Here is a 24,066-nt window from a genome sequence, read left to right as displayed (position 1 = left end):
CAACGCCTTATTAATACTCGGTTTTTCCTTAAATTGCTCCTTGTTAAAATAACATCAATAAATAAACTGATTACATGGCAGATGGAGAAAAGTTAATCCCGATCAATATCGAGGATGAAATGAAGTCAGCATACATCGATTACTCGATGTCAGTCATAGTGTCACGCGCGCTGCCAGATGTGCGGGATGGACTTAAACCTGTGCACCGCCGCGTGCTTTACGGAATGTATGAGTTGGGTGTATTGTCCAATAGAGGGTATAAGAAAAGTGCGAGAATTGTAGGTGAGGTATTGGGAAAATACCACCCACATGGTGATACTTCGGTCTATGATACGATGGTGCGTATGGCACAGGAATGGTCGCTGCGTTATATGTTGGTCGATGGACAAGGAAACTTTGGTAGTGTAGATGGTGATCCACCAGCAGCGATGCGTTACACCGAGGCTAGAATGCGCAAAATTTCTGAGGAATTACTTGCCGACATTGATAAGGAAACCGTCGATACCCAACTTAACTTTGACGATACACTTTCAGAACCCACCGTTTTACCAACCAAGATTCCCAATCTGTTGGTCAATGGAGCCAGTGGTATTGCTGTAGGTATGGCCACTAATATGCCTCCTCACAATCTTTCTGAAGTGGTTGATGGCACCATCGCCTATATTGAAAACAATGATATTGAGGTTGACGAACTTATTACGCATATCAAAGCACCAGATTTCCCGACTGGGGGGATCATCTATGGTTATGACGGTGTTAAGGATGCCATGCATACTGGTCGCGGTCGTATAAAAATAAGAGGACGGGCTAGAATTGAGGAAGTCAAGGGTCGAGAATGTATCATCGTAGATGAATTGCCTTACCAAGTTAATAAGGCCGATATGATCAAAAAGACGGCCGACCTGATCAACGACAAGAAACTGGAAGGTATTTCTTCCATACGGGATGAATCTGACCGAAAAGGAATGCGTATCGTATATGTCTTGAAACGCGACGCCATCCCTAATATCGTGATGAACAAATTGTATAAGCACACCGCTTTACAATCCAGTTTTAGTGTCAATAACATTGCTCTAGTTGACGGTAGACCACAATTGCTGAATGTTAAGGAGATGATCCACTACTTTGTGGAACACAGACATGATGTAGTTACTAGAAGAACCCAATACGAGCTGCGTAAGGCTGAAGAACGAGCCCATATCCTTGAGGGATTGATCATCGCTAGTGATAATATCGATGAGGTAATTGCCTTGATACGTGCGAGCCAAAATGGAGAAGAAGCACGTGAGAAACTCATAGAGCGCTTTGAGTTGACCGAAATCCAAGCCCGCGCTATCGTAGAAATGCGATTGAGACAACTTACCGGTCTGGAACAGGACAAACTGCGCAGTGAATACGAAGAATTGGTTGCGACTATCGCAGATCTTAAAGATATCCTGGCCAAGAAGGAGCGTCGTATGGATATCATTAAGGAAGAACTTGCCGAAGTAAAGGAGAAGTTTGGTGACGATCGTCGTTCTAAAATTGAATATGCAGGTGGAGATTTAAGTATTGAGGACATGATTCCTGACGAGCAAGTCGTGATCACCATCTCTCATGCTGGTTATATCAAAAGAACAAGTCTGTCAGAGTATAAAACTCAGAATAGGGGCGGAGTCGGACAAAAAGCAAGTACAACCAGAGACGCAGATTTTCTAGAAGATTTATTCGTCGGTACCAATCACCAGTACATGCTGTTCTTTACCGAAAAAGGTAAATGTTTCTGGATGAGGGTGTATGAAATACCTGAAGGAAGTAGAACGTCAAAGGGGCGTGCTATACAAAACTTGATCAATATTGAACAAGATGATAATGTGAAGGCGGTAATTTGTACCCAAGACATCAAAGATGAGGAGTACATTAACAGTCATTATGTCATCATGTGTACAAAGAAAGGGGTGGTGAAAAAGACCTCCCTGGAGCAGTATTCCCGACCTAGATCCAACGGTATTAATGCGATAACAGTTCGCGATGGTGATACCTTGCTTGAAGCCAAACTTACAACTGGAGATAGCCACGTAATGCTGGGTCTTAAGAGTGGAAAAGCCATACGCTTTGATGAGTCCAAGACCCGACCTATGGGAAGAAACGCAAGTGGAGTGAGAGGAATCAGATTGGCGAGTGAGAATGATGAGGTAATCGGAATGGTGGCTGTCAATGATATGGATTCCAATATTTTGGTGGTGTCAGAAAAGGGTTACGGAAAACGATCTGCACTGGATGATTATAGAGAGACCAACCGTGGAGGTAAAGGGGTCAAAACGATTTCTGTTACCGAAAAAACAGGTGGGCTGGTCGCACTTAAAAATGTAAGTGATGAAGATGGTTTAATGATCATCAATAAATCTGGTGTCGCTATACGTATTAATGTATCCGACCTCAGAGTAATGGGTCGTGCGACTCAAGGTGTTAGATTGATCAACCTAAAAGGAAACGATTCGATTGCTGCAGTGGCTAAGGTGGTCAAGGAAGACGATGAGGACGAAATGTCTGATGAGGGAGCGATTGCTCAAAATCTTGATGCTGGCACAACTGTTGTAGATGATAGTGAAGAATAAAAAACATACATTATGAAGATTAAAATGACCTTGCTTTTTTTGGCCTTTGCTGGATTAGCATTTGCTCAGAAAAAGGAAATGAGGAAAATAGAAAGGGCCATTCAAAAACAAGATTATTCCCAGGCTCAAAGTATTTTTAAGGAAATTGATCCAGCAAGTGTTGAAGAAGACTATCTGGCTGATTATAATTTCTACAAAGCAGCTACACTTATTGATCTGACTGGTAAAAACAAAGCCAGTCTTGAGGACTTAAGAACTGCTGAAGAATCCATGAAGATAGCAATTGACAAAGGCTATGAGAATAAAGAGTATTTATCGTACGTAGATACTGCCATCAATGCAAGAAAATTTGAGTTAGCCAATGAAGCACTGGCAGCTCAAGATCGAGAAACTGCATTGATTCTTGTGGAGGAAATGTATGAGAAAAATCCGGATAATCTGCAGATGTTATATAATGCTGCTAATATTGCCTATGGCGCCGAGAAGTTTGACAATGCTCTGAATAAGTATCAGACCTTGCTTGATAAAAACTATACTGGTGTAAACACCATTTACACTGCCGTCAACAGCAAAGGCGAAGTTGATCAGTTTAGTTCAAAGAAAGTTCGTGATATAAGCGTGAAAACGGGCTCTCACAACAGCCCAGCTGAAGAGAAAACGCCTTCTAATTTAGGAGATATAGTTTTGAAGACGGTCTGGTTATATAAGAATGATCAGCAGATGGATAAGGCTAAGGAAGTTTTTGAAACAGCTGTTCAAGAATATCCCTCGGATCAGTCGCTACAATTGGCTAAAGCAGATATCTACCTCACCTTAGAAATGATGGATGAATATAAAAAAGCCAGTGAAGAATTATCAAAAACCGTGAAGGATCCTTCAGTTTACGATAATCTAGCTTTGGCAGCTTTAAAGAAAAAAGATTATGATCAAGCCATCAATTATTACTCCGAAAGCTTGGCTTTAGAATCTGACAACTATCCTGCTTTGGTCAATGTTTCCAATGCCTATCTAGAAAAAGGGAATTTGGATTCAACAACCTATGAAGAGCAGCAAGAGCTTTACAAAGAAGCCATTAAACATTTAGAAAAAGCACATTTAATGAAGCCTGAGGAAAAAGGTATTATCCAAACCTTGATCAGCCTTTATGGTGTTTTTGAAATGGAAGACAAAATTGCTGAAATGAAAGCGAAGTTATAATTGATTACAAAGTAGTTGAATTTTACTAAAAACTCCCAGAGCGAATTGAGCGCTGGGAGTTTTTCTTTTTAAAACCATTTATGTACTAGCGATGGTTTTGGAGTAACAATTCTGGAAGCTCCTTAGATGATTTTTTTAATCACTCTTAGCTTGTGGGTATGTGTGTGTTTTTCTACGTTAAAAATCCCACTTTGATCCAACCTATCTATACGAACCTTCCCGTGCGCATGAATGATATAATTATCGCTCATAATCAAACCCACATGCGTGATTTGACCTTCATTATTGTCAAAAAAGGCTAAATCCCCAGGTTCGGACTCTTCTATAAAACTCAATACTTCTCCTTGGGTAGCCTGTTGGCTGGCGTCTCTCAACAAATGAATTCCGTTTAATCTGTACACCAATTGTGTAAAGCCACTGCAATCAATACCTAAAGGTGATCGTCCTCCCCAGAGATAAGGTGCGTTTAGCAACAACAATGCATTTTCAATGAGTTTTGATTTTGATTGTCCTTCACTCGTTGTCCCAGTGATCATGCTATTATCTTGTAAAAAAGGGGCTGAACTTACATAGGCACCCATGGTCACCGTACTCAAGGTTTGATCAGCGTGTGTGATATGAGCTAATAGATCAGTCGCATAAACAATGGGCGATTTCAACAAGTTATGGTAATCTTCTGCATCTATCTCTAACAACTGTTTGTTGTCTAACCATCCTTCATATTTATCATGAGCTAATCTGATTTTAGACCACTTTTTACGAGGTTCAATGATCTTAAATAGTTCACCATACAATACCTGTGAAACCATCTCACTGGTATCAGCTGCTTCCTTTCTTAAAGGTGCAATGGATATGGGACAAATACCGTATCGCATGGATAGGGGTTAGGCTTCTAACACTATTGCACTTGCGCCACCACCACCATTGCATATGGCTGCTGCTCCCAATTTCCCTCCCTCTTGTTGCATGACACTTAGCAACGTGGTTACGATTCTGGCACCGCTACATCCTAACGGATGACCTAGTGAGACTGCACCACCATAAACATTTACATTGTGATCCTCGAGTCCCATCAATTTCATATTGGCCAGACCAACAACTGAAAAAGCTTCATTAAACTCAAAGAAATCCACATCAGCTTTATCTACTCCTGCCTTGGCCAAAGCTAGCGGTAAGGCTTTTGCAGGCGCTGTAGTAAAGTATTTGGGTTCCTGTGCGGCATCAGCATAAGATTTAATACTGGCCAATACCTTTAATCCTAGTTCGTTGGCTTTCTCTTCACTCATTAAAACCAATGCGGCTGCTCCATCATTGATGGTGGATGCATTTGCAGCGGTCACTGTACCATCTTTGCTAAACGCAGGTCTCAAGGCTGGGATTTTTTCCAATTTAACGTTGGTAAACTCCTCGTCCCTATCAACGATTACATCATCACCTCTTCGCTGAGGGACGGCCACTGGAACTACCTCATTCTTGAATTTTCCTTCTTTCCAAGCTTTTGCTGATCGCTCGTAGGACTGTATAGCAAAGGCATCTTGATCTTCACGAGTAAAATTGTGATCTGTTGCGCATAAATCAGCACAAACTCCCATGGCTTGTTGGTTGTAAGCGTCCACCAAACCATCTTTCTGCATTCCATCAACCAATGTTTCTGGTCCGAATTTCTTTCCAGTACGCATATGTACATAATGCGGGATCATACTCATATTCTCCATACCTCCCGCTACAACTACATCAACATCTCCCAAGGCAATAGACTGAGCTCCCATCATGATACTTTTCATACCACTGGCGCAGACTTTATTGATCGTGGTTGCCGGTACTTGATCCCCAATGCCAGCACCCAATGCGGCCTGGCGAGCAGGTGCCTGTCCATTTCCAGCTTGTACAACGTTCCCCATCAAAACCTCCTGGACTTCATTAGGGTCAAGAGAAATTTTATCCAAGGCGCCTTTGATGGCAATAGAGCCTAACTGAGTCGCAGGGACGGTGGATAATTGCCCCATAAAACTACCTATGGGGGTTCGGGCATAAGAAACTATAACAACTTTTTTCATGATCTTACTTTATCCTGCGAAAATAATGAATTTGGCCAGGAATATTCATAACCTGAATGGCTTTAAACCAAGGGTTTTTTATCTCAGGATGGTAATTCAAAACTATAGTTGTTAATTTGTAGCTTATGGAACTGCAGAAAAGTAGGATTTACAAACATCAAGATATCTTTTTCAAGATATTGTTATTGGTGGTTTGCACAGCGGTCACTGTTTATATTTTCCCAAATAATGACAGGTTTAAATATGATTATAAGCAAGGGGAGCCTTGGGAGTATGAAACTTTATACGCACCATTTGCATTTCCCATTGAAAAAACAGAGGGCGAACTCAAACAGGAACGACAAGAGGCAGAGGCTTCAGCTCCCAGGTATTTTTTGGTCGAAACGGATGTTCCTGGATTGGTAAAAAATGCATGGGACGAGTCTGCAAAAAATCTTCAAAACGATTCAGTTAGCAACAGGCAATTACGCAACTTCAGGAATGCTGGAAGAGAGCTTATCGATGATATCTACAGGTATGGGTATCTCAATCAACCCATGGAGTTGGAGAGCGACCATCCGATTTTATTACAAACAGGTGACAAAATTACCGACCAGACCTATGGACAAATTACCCTGCCCAAAGATCTGGGGGAATTGCTGAACAAAAAATTTAAAGGATTGGATTTGCCTGGAATTAGCGCTGCACGACTCAAGAGATCCTTTGTTGAGATTTTGGAGCCTAATGTAAGCTATGACGAGGAACTTACCGATGCAGCGATTCGCGACGAACTCAATAAAATACTTCCTACAAGAGGACTGGTCAGACGCAATGCGCGTATTATCGCTCAAGGCGAAATTGTAGAAGGAGATAAGCTACAGATCTTAAACACACTGAATAACACCTACCAATCCCAAACCTGGTCTGATTCACAATATGCATGGAAGCTCATGGGTTATTTATTATTGGTAGCTATGGCCTATACCATGTTGATGTTATTTATCTGGAGGTACAGAACGCCGATTTTCGAGAATTTCAAAAAACTGGTTTTCATTTATTTTAATATTTCGGTATTTGTTGTGCTTACTGTAGCCACTGTGAATTTGAATGTGGAATACATTTATGTGGTGCCTGTATGTATACTGCCTTTGATCATCAAAGCCTTTTTTGATTCGCGACTCGGACTATTTTGCCATGTGATAGCCATCTTTGTACTCAGTTTTATTGTCCCTAATAGCGATGAATATCTCTTCTTGCAAATGATGGCGGGTATCGTAACCATCTTGTCGGGTAATGAGATCTACAAAAGAGCTAATCTATTCATCACCGTTGGTCAGATCTGCTTGGTGTATTTTATATCTTATTTTGCTTTCTATTCGATCAATCAGGGCGGTGTAACAGGATGGGAATGGGAACGTGTAGCTTATTTTGCCCTCTGCGGACTAGCTATGCTGTTTGTTTGGCCATTGATCTATATTCTGGAAAAGACTTTTGGTATTGTAAGTGACGTTTCCTTATTGGAACTCAGCGACACCAACTCAAGACTACTAAAGGAGCTTTCCAATAAAGCACCTGGGACATTCCATCATTCTTTAAATGTCGCCAATATAGCCGAATCTGTAGCCAATGAAATTGGTGCCAATGCTATGCTGGTGAGAGTAGGGGCTTTATATCATGATGTGGGCAAGATGAGCAATCCGACTTATTTTACTGAGAATCAAGGATCGGGAATCAATCCGCATGATGATCTAGATCCAGAAGAAAGCGCTCAGATCATTATCGACCATACCATCAAAGGAATTGAAATTGCCAAAAAATACAATTTGCCAGACCGGATTATTGATTTTATAAGGACACACCATGGTGATAGTCTCGTGTATTACTTCTACCAAAAGGCCAAACAAAACAATCCAGACGTAGAGGAGGAACGATTCAGATATCCAGGTCCGAGGCCGTTCAGCCAGGAAACAGCTATTTTAATGATAGCCGATAGCGTAGAAGCAGCTTCCAAAAGTTTAAAGAACCCAACTTCTGTCGCTATTGATGAGTTAGTGAATAAAATCATGGATGGTCAGGTCAAAAGCGGGCAATTTTTGAATGCCAATATTACTTTTAAGCAATTGGAAAGCATCAAGTCGGTGATTAAAAAGAAGTTGGCCAGTATTTACCATTTGCGCATCGAATATCCAGAGTAATTTTTTAGAAAAAGTGGGCAGAATAGTTTGGGGATCTGTAAACTTATTTTACATTTGCAACCGCTTTCAGAAATGGGAGCTCGTTCTTTAGGAATAGGAGAGGTGCCAGAGTGGTAATGGAGCAGATTGCTAATCTGTCAACGTGCAAACGTTGCCCGGGTTCGAATCCCGGTCTCTCCGCAAGTGCCAGAAAATTTCAGGATGGTTCCTTTAAGGGACAAATCCTTAAGATTGGAACAGTTTATAACTTTCAATCGGGGTGTAGCGTAGCCCGGTCATCGCGCCTGCTTTGGGAGCAGGAGGTCGCAGGTTCGAATCCTGCCACCCCGACAATAATCCAGATTACATTATGTGGTCTGGATTTTTTGTGCTTATAAATCAAGTAATAGCTTAGGATTACCTTATTCCTCTTAGGTTTCAAAAAATCATAGATATTTCAAGATTACATTCTTTATTTTTTTTAAAAAGGGTTCATTTTAGGTTCCCAAAATAAATTTCGAGTACCCCAAAAAATTAGATATTATGTATCAAGATAAATTGAGTGTTCTCTTTGTTTTACAAAAAGCAAAGCTGAACAAAAAAGGATTATGTCCTATAAAATGTAGGTTAACCTATATGAAAAAGAGAAGAGCTTTCTCAACTGGGTTGTTTATTAATCCAGATTTCTGGAATAGCAAGAAACAAAAAGCTTTTCCTCCTACAGAACAAAATGAGTTACTAAATTCTCAACTGAGCCTTATTAGTCAAAAGATTAATAAGGCTTTTTTTATGCTACAAGTTCAAGATGAAGAATTTGATGTAGCCGATATTCTTTATGCTTATCAAGGCAAAAACGTCAAAAAGAACAAAACATTCTTAGAAACTATGGCTTTACATAATTCAAGAATGAAAAAGCTTGTAGGCAAAAGTTATGCTCCTAGATATTTTGAGAAATGGTTAGGTACTGAAACTCTACTGAAAGATTTTATAAGTTTTACTTACAAAAAATCAGATGTTTTGCTTTCCTCCCTAACTATGAAATTTCTTGAGGACCTTGATTACTTTCTTAAATCAGAAAAAGGACATAAGCAAATCACCGTGAATAAATGTATTCAAAGAGTTAGAAAAGTAATTTCATTAGCAATCTCAGAAGGTTATTTGCAAAGAGATCCATTCATTTCCTATAAGCCTAAGAGATATAAAAAAGAAGTCTTATTTCTAACTCAACAAGAATTAAAACTATTAGAGGAAAAGGTTTTTGTTCAGGAAAGGTTGCAACAAGTTAGAGATATGTTTGTTTTCTGTTGTTATACTGGATTAGCTTATGCAGAAATGTCATCACTTACAAGAAAGAATGTTGAAATAGGTTTTGATTGTGTGGAATGGATTAAAATGAAGAGAAAGAAAACTAGTTCTCAACTAGCTATACCATTATTACCTAAAGCAAAGAGTATTCTTGAATTATATAGTGATTTACCATCAGGAAAGCTCTTGCCAGTTATTTCAAATCAGAAATTCAATTCCTATTTAAAAGAAATTGCTGGTGTTTGTGGTATTGAAAAAAGAATGACTCATCATCTTGCTAGAAAGACTTTTGCAACCACTGTTTTGCTGTATAATGATGTTCCTATGGAAATAGTGAGTGAACTCCTTGGGCATTCAAATATGTCTATTACTCAAGCTCATTATGGAAAAGTTGTCCAAAAGAGTATTAGTGAGCAGATGAAAAGTTTAGCTGAAAAACTAAAAGTAAAAGAGGGGTAATATACCCCTCTTCAAATTATGCAGCCCAAGATTCTATTTTTAGTATAGGTTCAATATTCATGGCTTTAAAAATTGTATTATTCATAACTCGATAAACTAAGTCCTCATATTCTGGAGTTGTTATTATAGAATCATGTAATGTAAAGAGAGGGATTTTATTGTTTATTTCGTACAAATATTTAGTAGCAGTTTGAATTATTAATTGAGCTTCAAAATTCTGAAGAGTACAAGCTAGTGCCCTATGATTTTCTTTACCTCTTTTAACTTCCTTAAAAGCTGAATAAACGTTTGGATATGTTTTTTGAAATAGCTTTACTCTATCATCATAGTAATCAGCATTCTTTCTATTAAAAAGGCAGCTAAACATCGCAGACTTAGCTACTTTACGCATTTCTTTTTTAGAAAGGCTTGTAGATATTAAATTGGATGCTACTAGCTTATTTGCAAAGTCTTCATAAATAGTTCCATTGATTACAGACTGTGAGTATTCAATGACATCCTTGTGATTTGTAAAACTGCGAACATAATAGTGTTGTTGTAAAAAGTTATCATTATATGTTTTTATCAGTTTATCAATTCTATTTCTATAGTATATATCTGTATTTAGTAAAGCAAGACTTAACAGAGGTTGAGAGTTGACAATATCAATTGAAACAAGTTTTTTACCGTTATAAGTAATAAATTTTCTAAAGTTACTTTTTAACTGGGTTAGAACAGTATGATATCTACCTGCTGTTTTATCTATGGTACTTTGAAAAATTCCTTTTTGCAATTTAATTAAAGGAATGTGTCTGGAAGTTTTTTTCAAAAAGGCAGTTTCTTCACCATATTCTTTCAAATCGGATAAATAAAGACTGTTTAATTCTCTAATAGCTCCTTTATAATCTATTTTCAACAAATTGTTGAACCAGATGTCCAGGTGTTCAGGATAATGGTACTCTATAGTATTTGATGTATTTCTAGCTTGCTTTTTAAATAAATCTTTATATCTCAGAATAGCCTTTATAAGTACTTTGCTTTTTATTTTATGCTGTTTAGGTTCTGTCCAAAACTGTTGTTGAAATTTATAACCTCTCGATTTCTTACCTATTATACTTGTTCTATCTATTGATATTATATTTTGTTCTTCTAAGTAGATAAAAATTTTTGGATATTCTTTGACCTTTGATTCTAAAATCTTTGAATGTAATCTAACATAAGCCTTTGGTACTTTATCCTCACCTTTTTGTTTTCTATATGACCTGTCATAAATCAAAGAGCATATGTACGCAACCCTATCTAATTTAGTTTTAAAGTTAGGAGGGTTATCTGCCATCAATTTTTCTAAATCTAAATTAGATGGAATATAAATGGTGTATTCACAAGGAATATGTGTAGCTCTATCCGATAATACTTGCCTTGGAGAGCTTGGACTTAGGGTAACCTGTGGCTTTTCAGTATCAGGTTTTTCTATGGCTTTTTCCATAATCCCTTTCTTCAGAAGAAGAAAGAGCAACCACTAATTTAATTACTAATGGCAGGCTGTGAACTGAATTTCCTAATCAGAAAAACCACTAAATGATTAGACAGTTCACTGGCTTCATATGAGCTACAAAAATAACGAAAAATCATAAAATTCACTAATTATAAACTAATAATCATGCAATTAAGAAAATCAGAAAGGCGTAATGCCAAAATTAAGATGGCATTACAAGCGCCATCAGGAGCAGGAAAAACCTATAGTTCACTGCTCCTAGCGAAAGGAATCACAAATGACCTATCCAAAGTCGCAATAATTGATACTGAAAATGGCTCAGCAGATTTGTATGCTCATCTAGGAGAGTACAATGTATTAAGAATGGAGCCACCATATTCACCAGAGAATTACATTAAAGCAATTGATGTATGCCTAAAGGCAAATATGGAGGTAATTATTATAGATTCTATAAGCCACTGCTGGGACTTCCTCATTGAGTTTCATTCTTCTCTTCCAGGAAATAGTTTTACTAACTGGGGTAAGATCACTCCAAGACAACAAGCATTTATCAATAAAATACTTCAGTCTGATGCTCATTTCATTGCAACTATGAGAGTAAAACAGGATTATGTACTTAACAATAAGAATGGTAAAATGGTGCCAGAAAAGGTAGGACTTAAAGCAGTTCAACGTGATTCTGTGGATTACGAATTTACCATTGTATTTGATTTGGACATAGCTCACTATGCTAAAGCTAGCAAAGATAGAACTGGATTGTTCACCGATAAACCAGAATTTATCATAAATGCAGCCACAGGTAAGCGAATAAAACAATGGTGTAATTCAGGAGTGGATTTGGAGAGTATTAAACAGAAAATCCAAACAGCCACCACAGAGCAGGAGTTATCCCAGTTATATCATTCTAATAAGGAATATAAAGACGAATTAAATCACACTTTCGCTAAAGCACAACACAGAATAAGAAATCAAGTATTAACTAACTTAAATCACAGTCAAAATGGAATTACAAATAGTCAACAATAGTCCTAATGGTATTTTACCACAAGGAGTTACAACTAGTCGAGAAATAAGCTTACCTAGAAAAATAGAAGCTAAAAATCCATTTATAGAGGCTAATACCAAAAGTGTTAGCCTTTCTCATTTAGAAAAGGAATGCACAATTCCCGTATTCAGTAAGGATAACGAAATCACTATAAGCCATAATCAGTTTATAGATACTGCTCTAAATGGGGCTAGGGAAGCTTTGGGCAGAGAAATTTCTCAACCAGAGATTAGAATTAGCCATATGATAAAGGGAAGAACTCCTGATGCTATTCATATACCAACAAATGAATTGCAGGACCACCAAAGAACTATCTATTATGAAAGAATGGCTTGGATTGCTAGAATACCCAGTATTACATTGGAAGTAGGGGGAAACTTGTTAGCACTTACTATTGGAGGAGTTAGAGCTTATAATCAAGAAAACCTGTATAGCAAAAAGACATTTGAAAAGTTCAAGTTCTTTGTAGGTTTTCAAAATATGGTTTGCTGCAACCTTTGTATATCTACTGATGGATATAGCAAAGAAATCAAAGCTGATAATACTGATGACCTTTTTGCAAAGGTTAAGGAGTTTACAGCAAGTTATAATCATGACCAGCAGTTAACTCAAATGCTTAGTTTAGAAAAGCAGGTGATGTCAGACTCACAATTCGCTAGTTTAATAGGTAGGGCAAAGTTGTATCAGTATTTATCCAAGGAGGAAAAGCGTAAGTTACCAGAACTACTCCTTACGGATAATCAATTCAACACAATTGCAAAAGACTATTATCAAGATGATAGCTTTTGTCGCAATGAGTCTGGTGATATCTCTCTGTGGAAGGTATATAATCTTTTCACAGGAGCCAATAAATCATCTTACATCGATTCTTTCCTAGACAGGAATGAAAATGCCTTCAGTTTTGCAGAAGGTATCTCAAAAGCTATCAATGGTGATTCAGATTACCGTTGGTTTTTAAGTTGATTCTAAATGGGAGTTTTATGCTCCCATTTATTATTTTTACTTATATGAATTTTAAGCAGTCTTTGTATCATCCCAAAACCAATAAGGTCTCCATTCTAAGTAATCTTAAAGAACAAGGTTTCAATGGGTTTATTAAACAAATTAAACAGAATAAAAACAATCCATATATAAGACTTATTGTTGAAGGCAATTTGTTTCCTCAGAATATTAACAAGATTCATGTTTCCAACTCAGTTTATTACTCCGATAATTTTGGAGGAGAATTAGCATGGTTAACATGGAGTTTTTATAAACATGCTGATAAACTTAATCACTTCATAACTCTAAAGAAATCATTTGAAAACAATTTGGTGAAAAATGATTTAGATAAAGGGTTAAAAATTTTAGCCAAAATAGATGAACAAATTAGTTATTCTTTTTGGGGTATAGAAAATAGATTCTCCGTTTTAGAGACATTCAAAGGGACAGAGGGAAATTGGAAATATCTTAATACATTAACAAAAGAATTAAAAAAAAGTAAAGATGCTAATTTAATTGGCTTCTATTTTAACTATTTGAGTAAAAAAGCTGAAACAGACATCTCATACACAAGATATAAGAGAAGTATGAATTATGATTTAGGTAATCTGGACTCTGGTTGGAGAGAATTTTTGATGTTTAGATTAGGGCATTTTATTTATCCTGAATATGAAAACTACTCTCAATTTTTACTTAGATCTACTGCAAATTCTCTGATAGATAGATACGAATTGGTGATAACATTAATTCAGCACCTAGTGTCTAAAGAAAATTTTGAAAATTTAGATGATGTTAAAAGTTGTTTATTATTAATTAGTTCAAAAATAAAGGATGACAGAATCAAAAGAATTTTAGAATACCTAGAAGTTTTAAAATTTGAAGACTCAAGCTCAAGTGATGTCCATAAGTATATGGAAGCTTATAGTCGTGGAAAGTATAAGTACTGTATTGATGAGTTTGAAAAGACTTTAGAGAACAACCCAGATGCGATAGAGATTATAGAGCCATTTATCAAATCAACGTATGAACTGTCTATTCCTTTAAAAATGAAGGTAGATGATTCTGAGATTGGTAAAGCTATAATTTGTTTATACCACATTTACAACAATTCTTTAGAAAATACATATGATATAGAAGAACTTCTAAAAATTATAATTAAATACCCTACGCTAAGTTTTTCTCTTAAACTTCTATCGTTAGTATCAGGAATGACCAGAATAAATGGTTCTAAAATTATAAATAATCTTTATTTTTTTAATTCAAATTATTCTAATCCAGTTGGTTATTTGATTAATCCCGCTATTCACTTCAATTTTGAAAATTCATTAAGTCATTCAATTAATTATAAAATTTCTCAAAATACTTATGAATTAGAGGATTTAAAAGATTTAATTCCTCAAAAGAAAAGACATCTTTATCATATTAGATCTTTATTTGGTAGAAATGATATAGTCAAATTGAAAGAGGAAATTTGTAAATTTCAAGATAGCTATAAATTGATTGGCGCTGAAGAATCTGAGCTTTTTGTTTATGAGTTTTATACTTTATTAAGAAATAAAAGTTACGCAGAAGCTGTAAAATTGTATGTTGATTCCAGTCATAGTGAAAAGCTACATAGTACAATTGTGGATGTAGAACTTGTTTATCAACAGATAACAGAAGAAGAAGTATTGGTTAACGAAATAGAGATGGTTATTTTTTATCATCAAGCCAATGCAACTTCATATTATCAATTTGTAGCTTTGGAAGACTTTTGTAATAGTATATCTATTGATAAGCCTAGAGGGCTTTTGGATTATATTAATGTTCTGGAAAAATGGAAAGTTATATATCTACTTAAAAACATCTGTACCGAGGATGTTATGGGTAACTTTTTGGAATTTGAAGATAGGAATCAAGTTACGGAAGAAAGAAAATTTATCCTTACCAAATTGTTAGATTATGATGTTGATAATAAGGAGGCTATTATTAGTGAATTAGCTAGAATTAATAGCCAGCGCAAAATAAAATCATTGATGAAAGAAGTCAATGATGGAAGAATAACGATTAATTCTAGTAGTCTTGATTTAACTCACCGAACAGTCCTTCAGAATAGTTTCTCTCGATTAAAATTGTTAATTGAATTTACTAAGGATAATGATTTTCTGATCTATGATGATGAGGGAGAAATTTCAGTCATTTACGAAAATGAAGTTAAGACTAAAACTTCAAATGCTTCATTTGTTGCTTTCAAAGCATTATTTAACGAATTAACGAATAACTTTCTTTATAGTAAAGAATATGGGCTTGATGGTTGTTTAAGCACCAGAATAAGACATGGTGCACTTGAAAATGTGATAAGGGGAACAATAGAAAGATTTAATTTAGTATCCAAGATTAATGATGGCACTTACCAAGACATTGAGTTTTGGACTATTCAATATAATATTTTTACGAGAGATGAAATTTTAAGGCTCCAGAACTGTTTGAAAATTTTTTCAAAAAAAATAGACGAGATAATAATTGATCTTATTGAAAATAAAATTCAGATTTACACTTCTAAAAATCAGCAATCACCACAAGGTTTTTTCAACTACCAATTCAATGAAGATTTTTACATGTATGTTTATGAGACTTTAAAATCAGCGGACACAAATTATGATGAGTTTGTAGATGCTGTTTTTGACATTCTTAAAACAAGAACAGTTTCAATATGTGATAAAATTAGACAATTACATTTTCCTCTTGTATTGGAAAATGTGTTATCAGAGTTTAACTCATTGTCTGATAGCATTAATAAAGAATTTCAAGACAAAAAATTGGTGTCCCTTGAAAACAGTATTATGTCTGCTAAGACGCAATTTATTAATGAGATGGAGAATAATGTCTTCAAATGGTTCAAGCTTACAGAAGATTATTATGAAAGTCTTCTAGACTTTTCATCCGTTATTCAAACAAGTCTGTCACTAGTACAATTCAAAAACATAGGATTTAAACCAAAAATTATCTGTGACGAAGATTTTTCAACTTACGGATATATACATTTTATCTACATATTTCAAATTTTGCTAGAAAATGTCATTGAGCATTCTCACTTAGAGTATGAGAAACAAAAATGCTCAATTGAATTATCTCACAGTGAATCAACCTTAAATATAAAAGTAGCAAATAACGTTTGTGAAACACTTGACAAAAAACACCTAATTCATACATTAGATAGTATTAAAAAAGATTGGATAACTTCAGATACTGATGGCTCAAAAGTAAATATTGAAGGTGGTAGTGGTTTGGCAAAAATTAAACGAATTTTGAAGTATGATTTAGGTGCTAAACTAAGTAAGTTTGATTATGAGTATGAAAATAATAGAATTACTATTGAATTGTTAATTCCAATGAAAATTTATGAGTAGTATACAAGAAATTTTAATAGTCGAAGATGACACAAAAAAAATTTCCGACATAAGGAGTTTCTTTAATAATGAAGTCAATTTCAAATCAAATTTAACAATTAAAAAATCATTTAGAGGTGGTTTAAAAGCTTTGAGATTTAAAAAGTTTGACTTAATAATCTTAGATATGACCATTCCTAAATGGGAAGATGACTTGGTAGGAGATAGTGTCGAATATGAAAGTTTTGGTGGATTTAACCTTTTAAAAGAGATGAAACGTAAAAGTATAACCACTCCTACAATTTTAATCACAATGTTCAGAGAGTTTGGAAGTGATGAAAATTATATTTCCTTATCAAAAATCAATGAATTATGCGAACAAAATTTTACATTTTATCTTGGTTTGGTTTATTATTCATCAGGAAGTAATACTTGGATAAATGATCTTAAAGGTTTGTTATGAGGGTTCTAATAGTTGATGATGATACCATAAAATTAAAAGTAATTTCGCAAATCATTCCTACTATAATTTCTAATCCAACAATAGAAATTGCTGAATATGGAATGGATGCCTTGCGCAAAATGAAATTAATTCGTTATGATTTATTAATCTTGGACATAAATCTTCCTTACAAAGAGAATGATAGCCCAAATAGTAATGGTGGTAAACAAGTTGTACAGGAAATTTATAGGAAGCTTGATTCCATTTATGTGCCTAATTACTTAGTTGGATTAACTCAATACAAGGAGTTTATTAATGATTATTTTTCAGTTTGGAATGTAATTCATTACTCTTCAAATGACTCGACTTGGATTGGGTCTCTTAAAAAATTACTTACACACATTTCTTATGTGACTTATGAACAAATAGACAACTCAAGTAATAAGCCAGCTGTTTTGTTAGAAGGTGTCACTGATTTTATTTTTTTGGAAAAAGCTATAGAGTTTTATGAACCAGGATTGTTAAATCAAATAGATTTAAAATATGCTAAAAAGGTTGGTGGTGCACAATGGGTTTTAAACCAGGCAATAGTTTGGATGAACATGTACCCAAAAGATGCTGAAATGAAATATGTTAAAGCAGTTGCATTATTAGATAATGATTTCGCAGGAAATGAAGTCAAAAATGAAATTCTTAAATCTTTTTCGTCTGAAAACCAAAGAAAGCTATTAAAGGTTTTAACATTAGATTGTGAATATTCAAATGATATTTTGAATTTATATCGTATAGGTCTAAAAATTCCTTTTGAAATAGAATCCTTATTTCCAGTTTTTTGCTGGGAACACGCTATCAAAGAAGGTTGGACTGAAAATAGAAAGACATCAGAGTTTTCAATACCAAAAAACATGGAATGGTTAGAGGAAAGTCTAAAAGATTATATTGTAAAATGCAACTTGAGTGAAGACTCCCTAATGTATCTCAAAAAGATAAATAGAGAAAGCAAAAAAAATTTTTCAGATTACATATTATCAATTCCTGAAAATAGAGATATTTACAAAAACTTTGTACCATTAATTGAGGATATCAAAAAAAAGCTAGAAATATAGATTATAGAAAATTTTATAATGATGACTACTTGTTTTCGTTAACAATTAGCTAGTTTTCTTTTAAGAATTGCCTCCTTAAAGTCTAGACAATTATTAATATCATTAAAACACTCGTTACTCCAATAACAAACTTCCATTGTATTTTTGTCAGGAAATATGGGATCATGTAATAATTTTAAACCTTTAATAACTTTAATATAGTTAGTAATTAGATTGTTTACTAATTTACTATTAAATTTTGATGTAAAGTTAAAATCGCATATTTCATCAATTATTATATTTTTTTCATCATCTCTTAAATGTATATCTTTTTCAAGATGTTCAATTGTGCTTTTTGTGAAATTATATTTTAGATCACTGATCATATTTTTTGTGAATTCAAAAATAACCACTGAAAATAAAGACTTATGATGTAAAAAAATAGCACAGTCTTTTTGCTCAACTTTGAATTTGTGAGCAGTCCAACTTGATTCACTAATATCAAATGATTTATCTGAAATACTAATATTATAAAAATTTTCAAACATTTTAAAACAATGAATATTCATCATATCATGACATTTTATATCTAGGTTCAGATAAGAGAACTACCTTTTTAGTAATGTTTTTTAATTTGTTTATTGATATTCTATTTCTTTTTTCACAAATATTTGAGCTTATTTCTGTATTAAATATCTTAAGTGCTAAGACTACTTTAAATTGATTATCAAGTTCAATGAAAATACAATAATCAAATTGTAAATTCTTGAAATTTATAACAGCATTTCCTTTAGGTTTTTTTCGTGTTTTTATTTGTACAGTTTGACCAGTATTATCTTTGCCGTCAAAACCTTTTTGAACTTTATTATTACATAGCTCAATTCCTAGATATTTGGAACAGTAATATTCTCCCAAATCTCCCACAAGATTGTTTGATCTTATTATCCCTTTTTCCTTTAAAGACTTGATACTTTTTGCAATTTGCTCCAATTCTGGAATGTTACTTATGATCACTACTATGCTTTCTTAAATGTTATAAAATTTTTGAAATTTGTTGGACAACTAGGTTAGGATGAGTACCGTTTTGTAAAGAGTCCATAGCAATTTGTGCTGCCAAAATTTCTAAACCTAAGTCTGTTTCTTTTTGATTTACAATATTAACTAACTCATCTATTTCTACATTGTATCCAGATAATAGAACATTAGGTAGAATCCTTGCTGCAATTTCATGATTTTCAAGCCCACCAGCTTTACTCATTACAATTGTATTTATAAAATGAAAATCAATAAACTCCTCATCAAATTGACTAAGTGATTTCCTGAATTTTGTATAATTAAATCTGGTTTTCGCACTTTTAACTAAATAATCTGTTATTATATATAGTTCCTCATCAGAGAACTGTTCTAAGTTGTTATCCATTTTTTTATTCAAATAATTTCAAATTTATTGACTAAATTTTGAAAACTAGAGGTTTTGTCAATTTGGTCATGTGGAATTAATAAGTATCGCCAAGTTTTACCATCATTTTTACTAGTAAATTCATTAGCATACTGGCAATATTTTAAGGCTGCTTTCATTTTTAATTGTACCTCTTCGCTCTCTATCTCTTTAGCCTTTTTTGGCTCACACATGAAAATTGAATCTTCTGTTTCTACAATAAAGTCAGGCTCATACTTATTGGAGTTTTTACCCCAATAAATTCTAAATTGATTAGCAGCTGGTCTTAACCATTTTAATACAGATGCATCATTTTCTATGACAAAAGCAAAATCCTTTTCTGTGTTAGAATCAAATTTATATTCTGGATGACAAGATTTCTCAAAGCCTCTATATACATATTTAGGAACTAGACTCAAAGGTGTGATTACATCCGTATAATGTTTATAACCATTTTCTTTAGGTACTGTATAGTTCCAATCTTCAATTTTTACAAAAGGTAAAATTGTTGGTGGTATATAATCAGGGTTACTCATTTTAAAATGAATTTTTAACTGGTCATATATCTTTCCTGCAATGACTTTTCTGTATTGTCTAATTAATACAGGAAGTTGGTTTTTATCTGAAAGGTTTTCTGATAATTTTTCTAAAGCCTGAGTAACCAATTTATGTAATAAGTCTGCACTTTCATCGTAGTCAATTTCAGGAAAATTAATAAGTTCTGCTATAACTTGATTGACAGGTGTTTCATTTACAAATGCTCCTTGTTTAACACCTAAAGAATCAATTTTAGTCTTGTCTTTTAAATCCATCCTTAAAATCTCTTCTTGCATAATGTTTAAATCAAATCCCTTGCTTGTATCTAAATCAAAATCTTCAAACCAAGTTTCTACTTCCTCTAGAACTAAATCCATTCTAGGTATTTCAATAATCTGATTTTTAAAATTAGCAACTACTTCATCATATTGAGCTTCTGCTTCAGCAACAATTTGAGGCATAAAAATATTTTGCTGACCTCTAAATAAAGTCTCCTTAATTTTTTGAATTGCCTTTTGCTTTACTTCTGGTTTAGATAAATCATTTACACTTTTTACACCATCAGTAGATGAAAAAGTTGGAATAGCATTCACAATAGCCTTTTTAGCCTCTAAAGCATGTGTTAACTCTAGTTTTTTTTCAGGGTTAACTACTGCATTTATTTTAGCTTGTTCTTTTCTTATTTCTGCATTAATCTTTGTTTCAGAAGTGATAATCGTAGATTCAGTTTTTAAATCGTCTTCATCCAATTCTACATAGGTTAACTTGTTTAATACAGAATCTGGGTTTTGAGCTTCTTGAATGACTTTGTTAAAGTTATCGTGAGCTAAAACAGTCAATTTATCTACTTTGTCAACTCCTGTTCTTTTACCATTATATGGTAATCGTAAGCCTCTACCAATAGTTTGCTCAATTAAAACAGAAGCATTTGCAGCCCTTAAAGGAACAATAGTATATAGATTGGTAACATCCCAACCTTCTTTTAACATGTTTACATGTATTACAATTTCAATCTCATTATCTGGACTTTCTAAGGATAAAAATTGTCTTTCAATTTCTTCTACTTTTTTAGTGCTAGAATCTATCTGTAAAACTCTACCCTCATATTTACCATTGTAAAATGCATCAGAACTTATATAGTCATAAACTTCAGTAGCATGGTTAATATCTTTACAAACTACCAGAATAAAAGGTTTTACTAACGGTACATTGTTATTTCTAGCATAGAGTTCTAATTCATTTTTTGTGTCTTCGTGTACTGAAATAGCATCTTCTAGTTTGAACTGTTCTACTTCCTTTGGTGTTAAATTTTTCTTGTCAAAATCTTTACGTGTGGCAATAGCAGGTGCTTTTACATATTTACCATCTTCTAAGGCTTGTGCTAAATTGTATTCATAAACTACATTTTTAAAAGCTTTTCCTTTTTCATCTAGTGGTGTAGCGGTTAGCTCTAAACCTAAAATAGGTTTTAACTCATTAATTGCTTTTTTTGAAGCATCTGCATGATACCTATGAGCTTCATCCATTAAAATAACTAAATCATCTAGACCTGCTAAGTAGTCCCAATAAGACTGACCTAAATACTCTGATAATCGTTTCATTTTTGGTGGTTTGCCTTTATCTGCTTTTCCTCTTCCTACTTTGTTGTCTGAATTGAATTTAGAAATATTAAAAATGTTGATTCTAACTTCTTGGTCACCAAATAAACTTCCTTTTTCTGCATAATTATCTCCATTGATAATTACGGGTCTGTTAGTTACAAATTCACTAATACCTTTGAATACATATTTTTTGTAGTTAGGATTACCAAAGTCTTCAATTAACTTTTCATAGATGGTTAAGTTTGGTGCTAAAATGAAAAAATTACGTATTCCTTTTTTTAAATATAGGTAGGTAATAAAAGCACCCATTAATCTGGTTTTACCAACACCTGTAGCTATTGAAAAGCATAGTGACACAAAATCTCTTTCAAAGTTTTTACAACTTGGGTAATGTTGTTTAACTTTTTCTAGTTCTGCCTTTAAGTCAACCTCTTTTTTTAGTTCTAACTCTTCTGCTAAATAAGCTACTAATTGAAGGGAATCTCGTAACGGGTCTCTTAGTGATAGCCTATTATTAATTCTGTTTATAATTGTATCTACACTAGGGTTAGCTTGTTCAATTATGTAATCTCTAGTACTATTCTTCATTACCTAATTCTTCTTCAGTTAATACTGGGGGATTAATGATGTTTAAGCTGTAATCCTCTTTGCCAAACTCACATTTACCTAACAACATTTTAGGTATTTTTTTAAGTACAATGTTCTTGAACTTATTACGGCATTCAGGTTGAAACTTTTTGGCACAAATTAATAGACTTTCTCCTTCCTGTAATTGGTCTTGTAATTGGTCTAATAGCTCTACTGTGACAAATTGCGTAGTAGTAAAAATAAAGTCTTGTTCTGCACTATAGCCTTGTTTCCAATAGGTGTTTTTATCTGGTGCATAGGTAAAACCTTCTTGTTTAGCCATAGCAGCCGCTAACATAGTTGGGTTGTACTCTTTATTAATTACCCAATTGTCATATTTATCTTTGTTTAATAAGCTTGGTGCTAACTCGTAAAATTTAAAACCACCTCCACCTTGCCAATTTAGTTCTGTTGTTATACCTTGAGAATCTCTTCCGTCAATGACATTTTTAATTCTAGGTATACAATGTGTGAAGCAGTGAGGTCCCATTTCTACACCAATCCATTTTCTATTCATCTTAGTTGCTACTGCTCCAGTAGTCCCGCTTCCAATAAAACTATCTAAAACGATATCTCCTTCATTAGAAGCCATGCCAATAATACGTTTCACTAAAGCTTCAGGTTTTTTACCTTTTTTAAAAGTTACTCCTCCTTCGTTGTCCAAACCTGTAGTTTTAATATCTTGCCAAAAATCTCCAGGATGTATAGTTAAATAATCATCTGCAAAGAGTAATTTAATCCTAGGTTGGGCGGCATCAACATTGTAGCCAGACTTTATTAAATATTTCTTCTTTTTCGGGGTGACAATTAAAAATGCACTATTTGAATTACTTAATCTTTTTTTGTCAGCAATTATTTTTGCTCCACCTGTTGTGGCAACATCTCTAAATATTCTCCAAGAATTTTCATATTTAACCCTTAATTTGTCTTCTTCAGATTTAATGTTTTCTATTTCAAACAACTCATTTATGTTTGAAAATTGCATTTTTGAACAAATAGTGTCAGCTATTTCTATATCTTTTTCAGTAGAATCTATATTATTCATTATTTCCTTAACAAAAGTAACTTCCTTTTTAGTAACACCTTTAGCAAATATTTTATATTCGTTATCCCATTTATCCTTAGGGATTCTTTCTACAAACAAATTTTTAATTCCATTTTTTCTAGCTATAATAATGTATTCTTTTAGCTTAGGGATTCTTCCTGAATTTACTACATGTGCCATTTTCACACCAGTAGCTTCCGACATTTTTACACAAATGGTTTTTAAGTTTTTTTGACTATTAAATACCTCTAATAATAGTAAATACAACCTGGCAAATTCATTGTCGTCTATCTGAATAGCTAATGTTCCATCATCATGTAATAGTGTCTTTAATAACTCAAGACGAGGCTTCATCATCGATAACCATTCAGAATGTTCAATACCATCTTCATATCCAACTTCCTTACCATCAGAATCTATTCTTGAACCAGTGTTATAAGGCGGGTCTATATAAATACATTTCACTTTACCAGCATAGTCTTGTTCTAGTGCTTTTAAGACTAAAAGGTTATCTCCGTGAATAAGTAAGTTTTCTGTTTTAGGGTCTCCATAGCTATATTCTGGGTTTTCTATGAGTATTCTAGGTTCTAGAGTAGGTTCTTCACCTTTACCTATCCATGTTAGTTCTAGTTTTTGTTGTTTTTTGTTTGCCATA

17 protein-coding genes and 2 tRNA genes are annotated in these 24,066 nt (G+C 34.0%); 11 read left to right on the top strand and 8 right to left on the bottom strand.

What is annotated here, in order from left to right; genetic code table 11:
- The first annotated feature begins 74 nt into the window (after positions 1–74).
- On the top strand, positions 75–2,597 hold the full coding sequence (gyrA, locus tag EGM47_RS10525) for a DNA gyrase subunit A (RefSeq protein ID WP_124980768.1): 2,523 nt from the start codon (positions 75–77) through the stop codon (positions 2,595–2,597).
- 12 nt (positions 2,598–2,609) lie between these two features.
- Positions 2,610–3,794 carry a tetratricopeptide repeat protein gene (locus tag EGM47_RS10520; RefSeq protein WP_124980767.1) on the top strand — a complete coding sequence of 395 codons (1,185 nt, stop codon included), beginning with the start codon at positions 2,610–2,612 and terminating at the stop codon, positions 3,792–3,794.
- Between the two features lie 122 nt (positions 3,795–3,916).
- Here the strand turns inward: EGM47_RS10520 and EGM47_RS10515 are convergent, their stop codons facing one another.
- The gene (locus tag EGM47_RS10515) at positions 3,917–4,669 is read right to left on the bottom strand and encodes a C40 family peptidase (RefSeq protein WP_124980766.1); all 753 of its coding nucleotides are present in this window, start codon (positions 4,667–4,669) and stop codon (positions 3,917–3,919) included.
- Positions 4,670–4,678: 9 nt separating this feature from the next.
- Complete coding sequence (locus tag EGM47_RS10510; RefSeq protein WP_124980765.1) at positions 4,679–5,851, bottom strand: acetyl-CoA C-acyltransferase; 1,173 nt, start codon at positions 5,849–5,851, stop codon at positions 4,679–4,681.
- Positions 5,852–5,976: 125 nt separating this feature from the next.
- Here EGM47_RS10510 and EGM47_RS10505 point away from each other — a divergent pair, with 125 nt between their 5' ends.
- The 4 genes from EGM47_RS10505 to EGM47_RS10490 all read left to right on the top strand — a co-directional run bounded on the left by EGM47_RS10505 (position 5,977) and on the right by EGM47_RS10490 (position 9,768).
- Positions 5,977–8,025: an HD family phosphohydrolase gene (locus EGM47_RS10505; protein WP_124980764.1), complete on the top strand. Its 2,049-nt coding sequence runs from the start codon at positions 5,977–5,979 to the stop codon at positions 8,023–8,025.
- Positions 8,026–8,121: 96 nt separating this feature from the next.
- Positions 8,122–8,205, top strand: a tRNA-Ser gene (locus EGM47_RS10500).
- Between the two features lie 75 nt (positions 8,206–8,280).
- Positions 8,281–8,355, top strand: a tRNA-Pro gene (locus tag EGM47_RS10495).
- A 192-nt stretch (positions 8,356–8,547) separates the two neighbouring features.
- Entirely contained in the window at positions 8,548–9,768 is a 1,221-nt protein-coding gene (locus EGM47_RS10490) for a site-specific integrase (protein WP_124980763.1), read from the top strand.
- A gap of 16 nt (positions 9,769–9,784) precedes the next feature.
- Here the strand turns inward: EGM47_RS10490 and EGM47_RS10485 are convergent, their stop codons facing one another.
- The gene (locus EGM47_RS10485) at positions 9,785–11,233 is read right to left on the bottom strand and encodes a hypothetical protein (protein WP_124980762.1); all 1,449 of its coding nucleotides are present in this window, start codon (positions 11,231–11,233) and stop codon (positions 9,785–9,787) included.
- 174 nt (positions 11,234–11,407) lie between these two features.
- Between EGM47_RS10485 and EGM47_RS10480 the strand changes: the two genes are divergently transcribed.
- Genes EGM47_RS10480 through EGM47_RS10460 form a run of 5 tightly spaced genes read left to right on the top strand, consistent with a single transcriptional unit; the run spans position 11,408 to position 18,184 of the window.
- Positions 11,408–12,268 (top strand): AAA family ATPase, encoded by an 861-nt coding sequence (locus EGM47_RS10480; protein ID WP_124980761.1) that lies wholly within the window; start codon positions 11,408–11,410, stop codon positions 12,266–12,268.
- Entirely contained in the window at positions 12,243–13,250 is a 1,008-nt protein-coding gene (locus EGM47_RS10475) for a DUF3871 family protein (protein WP_124980760.1), read from the top strand. Before EGM47_RS10480 ends, EGM47_RS10475 begins: the two co-directional genes overlap by 26 nt.
- A 44-nt stretch (positions 13,251–13,294) precedes the next feature.
- Positions 13,295–16,657 carry a hypothetical protein gene (locus EGM47_RS10470; protein WP_124980759.1) on the top strand — a complete coding sequence of 1,121 codons (3,363 nt, stop codon included), beginning with the start codon at positions 13,295–13,297 and terminating at the stop codon, positions 16,655–16,657.
- The gene (locus EGM47_RS10465) at positions 16,650–17,099 is read left to right on the top strand and encodes a response regulator (RefSeq protein ID WP_124980758.1); all 450 of its coding nucleotides are present in this window, start codon (positions 16,650–16,652) and stop codon (positions 17,097–17,099) included. Before EGM47_RS10470 ends, EGM47_RS10465 begins: the two co-directional genes overlap by 8 nt.
- A complete protein-coding gene (locus EGM47_RS10460) occupies positions 17,096–18,184 on the top strand; it encodes a response regulator (protein WP_124980757.1) in 1,089 nt (362 codons plus the stop codon). The genes EGM47_RS10465 and EGM47_RS10460 overlap by 4 nt, the downstream gene beginning before the upstream one ends.
- A 38-nt stretch (positions 18,185–18,222) precedes the next feature.
- On the opposite strand, the gene EGM47_RS10455 is transcribed toward EGM47_RS10460, so the two are convergent.
- The 5 genes from EGM47_RS10455 to EGM47_RS10435 are packed head-to-tail and all read right to left on the bottom strand — an operon-like array spanning position 18,223 to position 24,065.
- Entirely contained in the window at positions 18,223–18,735 is a 513-nt protein-coding gene (locus tag EGM47_RS10455) for a DUF6933 domain-containing protein (protein ID WP_124980756.1), read from the bottom strand.
- Between the two features lies 1 nt (position 18,736).
- Positions 18,737–19,153 (bottom strand): DUF6998 domain-containing protein, encoded by a 417-nt coding sequence (locus EGM47_RS10450; RefSeq protein ID WP_124980755.1) that lies wholly within the window; start codon positions 19,151–19,153, stop codon positions 18,737–18,739.
- Positions 19,154–19,196: 43 nt separating this feature from the next.
- On the bottom strand, positions 19,197–19,583 hold the full coding sequence (locus EGM47_RS10445) for a hypothetical protein (protein ID WP_124980754.1): 387 nt from the start codon (positions 19,581–19,583) through the stop codon (positions 19,197–19,199).
- A gap of 8 nt (positions 19,584–19,591) precedes the next feature.
- Positions 19,592–22,327 carry a DEAD/DEAH box helicase gene (locus tag EGM47_RS10440; protein ID WP_124980753.1) on the bottom strand — a complete coding sequence of 912 codons (2,736 nt, stop codon included), beginning with the start codon at positions 22,325–22,327 and terminating at the stop codon, positions 19,592–19,594.
- Positions 22,317–24,065 carry a site-specific DNA-methyltransferase gene (locus EGM47_RS10435; protein WP_124980752.1) on the bottom strand — a complete coding sequence of 583 codons (1,749 nt, stop codon included), beginning with the start codon at positions 24,063–24,065 and terminating at the stop codon, positions 22,317–22,319. Before EGM47_RS10435 ends, EGM47_RS10440 begins: the two co-directional genes overlap by 11 nt.
- Position 24,066: the final 1 nt, after the last annotated feature.

The sequence above is a fragment of the Nonlabens xiamenensis genome (assembly GCF_003865345.1).
Classification (GTDB): Bacteria; Bacteroidota; Bacteroidia; order Flavobacteriales; family Flavobacteriaceae; genus Nonlabens; species Nonlabens xiamenensis.
Note: the sequence above shows the minus strand (reverse complement) of the source record. Positions and strands in the feature narration are given on the sequence as shown.

Excerpts from the sequence above, each read along its gene's own strand:
- EGM47_RS10480 (WP_124980761.1), top strand. The coding sequence starts at position 11,408 with ATGCAATTAAGAAAATCAGAAAGGCGTAATGCCAAAATTAAGATGGCA.
- EGM47_RS10435 (WP_124980752.1), bottom strand. The coding sequence starts at position 24,065 with ATGGCAAACAAAAAACAACAAAAACTAGAACTAACATGGATAGGTAAA.
- EGM47_RS10455 (WP_124980756.1), bottom strand. The coding sequence starts at position 18,735 with ATGATGAATATTCATTGTTTTAAAATGTTTGAAAATTTTTATAATATT.
- EGM47_RS10510 (WP_124980765.1), bottom strand. The coding sequence starts at position 5,851 with ATGAAAAAAGTTGTTATAGTTTCTTATGCCCGAACCCCCATAGGTAGT.
- EGM47_RS10445 (WP_124980754.1), bottom strand. The coding sequence starts at position 19,583 with ATGGATAACAACTTAGAACAGTTCTCTGATGAGGAACTATATATAATA.
- EGM47_RS10460 (WP_124980757.1), top strand. The coding sequence starts at position 17,096 with ATGAGGGTTCTAATAGTTGATGATGATACCATAAAATTAAAAGTAATT.
- EGM47_RS10520 (WP_124980767.1), top strand. The coding sequence starts at position 2,610 with ATGAAGATTAAAATGACCTTGCTTTTTTTGGCCTTTGCTGGATTAGCA.
- EGM47_RS10470 (WP_124980759.1), top strand. The coding sequence starts at position 13,295 with ATGAATTTTAAGCAGTCTTTGTATCATCCCAAAACCAATAAGGTCTCC.
- EGM47_RS10440 (WP_124980753.1), bottom strand. The coding sequence starts at position 22,327 with ATGAAGAATAGTACTAGAGATTACATAATTGAACAAGCTAACCCTAGT.
- EGM47_RS10515 (WP_124980766.1), bottom strand. The coding sequence starts at position 4,669 with ATGCGATACGGTATTTGTCCCATATCCATTGCACCTTTAAGAAAGGAA.
- EGM47_RS10490 (WP_124980763.1), top strand. The coding sequence starts at position 8,548 with ATGTATCAAGATAAATTGAGTGTTCTCTTTGTTTTACAAAAAGCAAAG.
- EGM47_RS10505 (WP_124980764.1), top strand. The coding sequence starts at position 5,977 with ATGGAACTGCAGAAAAGTAGGATTTACAAACATCAAGATATCTTTTTC.
- gyrA (WP_124980768.1), top strand. The coding sequence starts at position 75 with ATGGCAGATGGAGAAAAGTTAATCCCGATCAATATCGAGGATGAAATG.
- EGM47_RS10465 (WP_124980758.1), top strand. The coding sequence starts at position 16,650 with ATGAGTAGTATACAAGAAATTTTAATAGTCGAAGATGACACAAAAAAA.
- EGM47_RS10485 (WP_124980762.1), bottom strand. The coding sequence starts at position 11,233 with ATGGAAAAAGCCATAGAAAAACCTGATACTGAAAAGCCACAGGTTACC.
- EGM47_RS10475 (WP_124980760.1), top strand. The coding sequence starts at position 12,243 with ATGGAATTACAAATAGTCAACAATAGTCCTAATGGTATTTTACCACAA.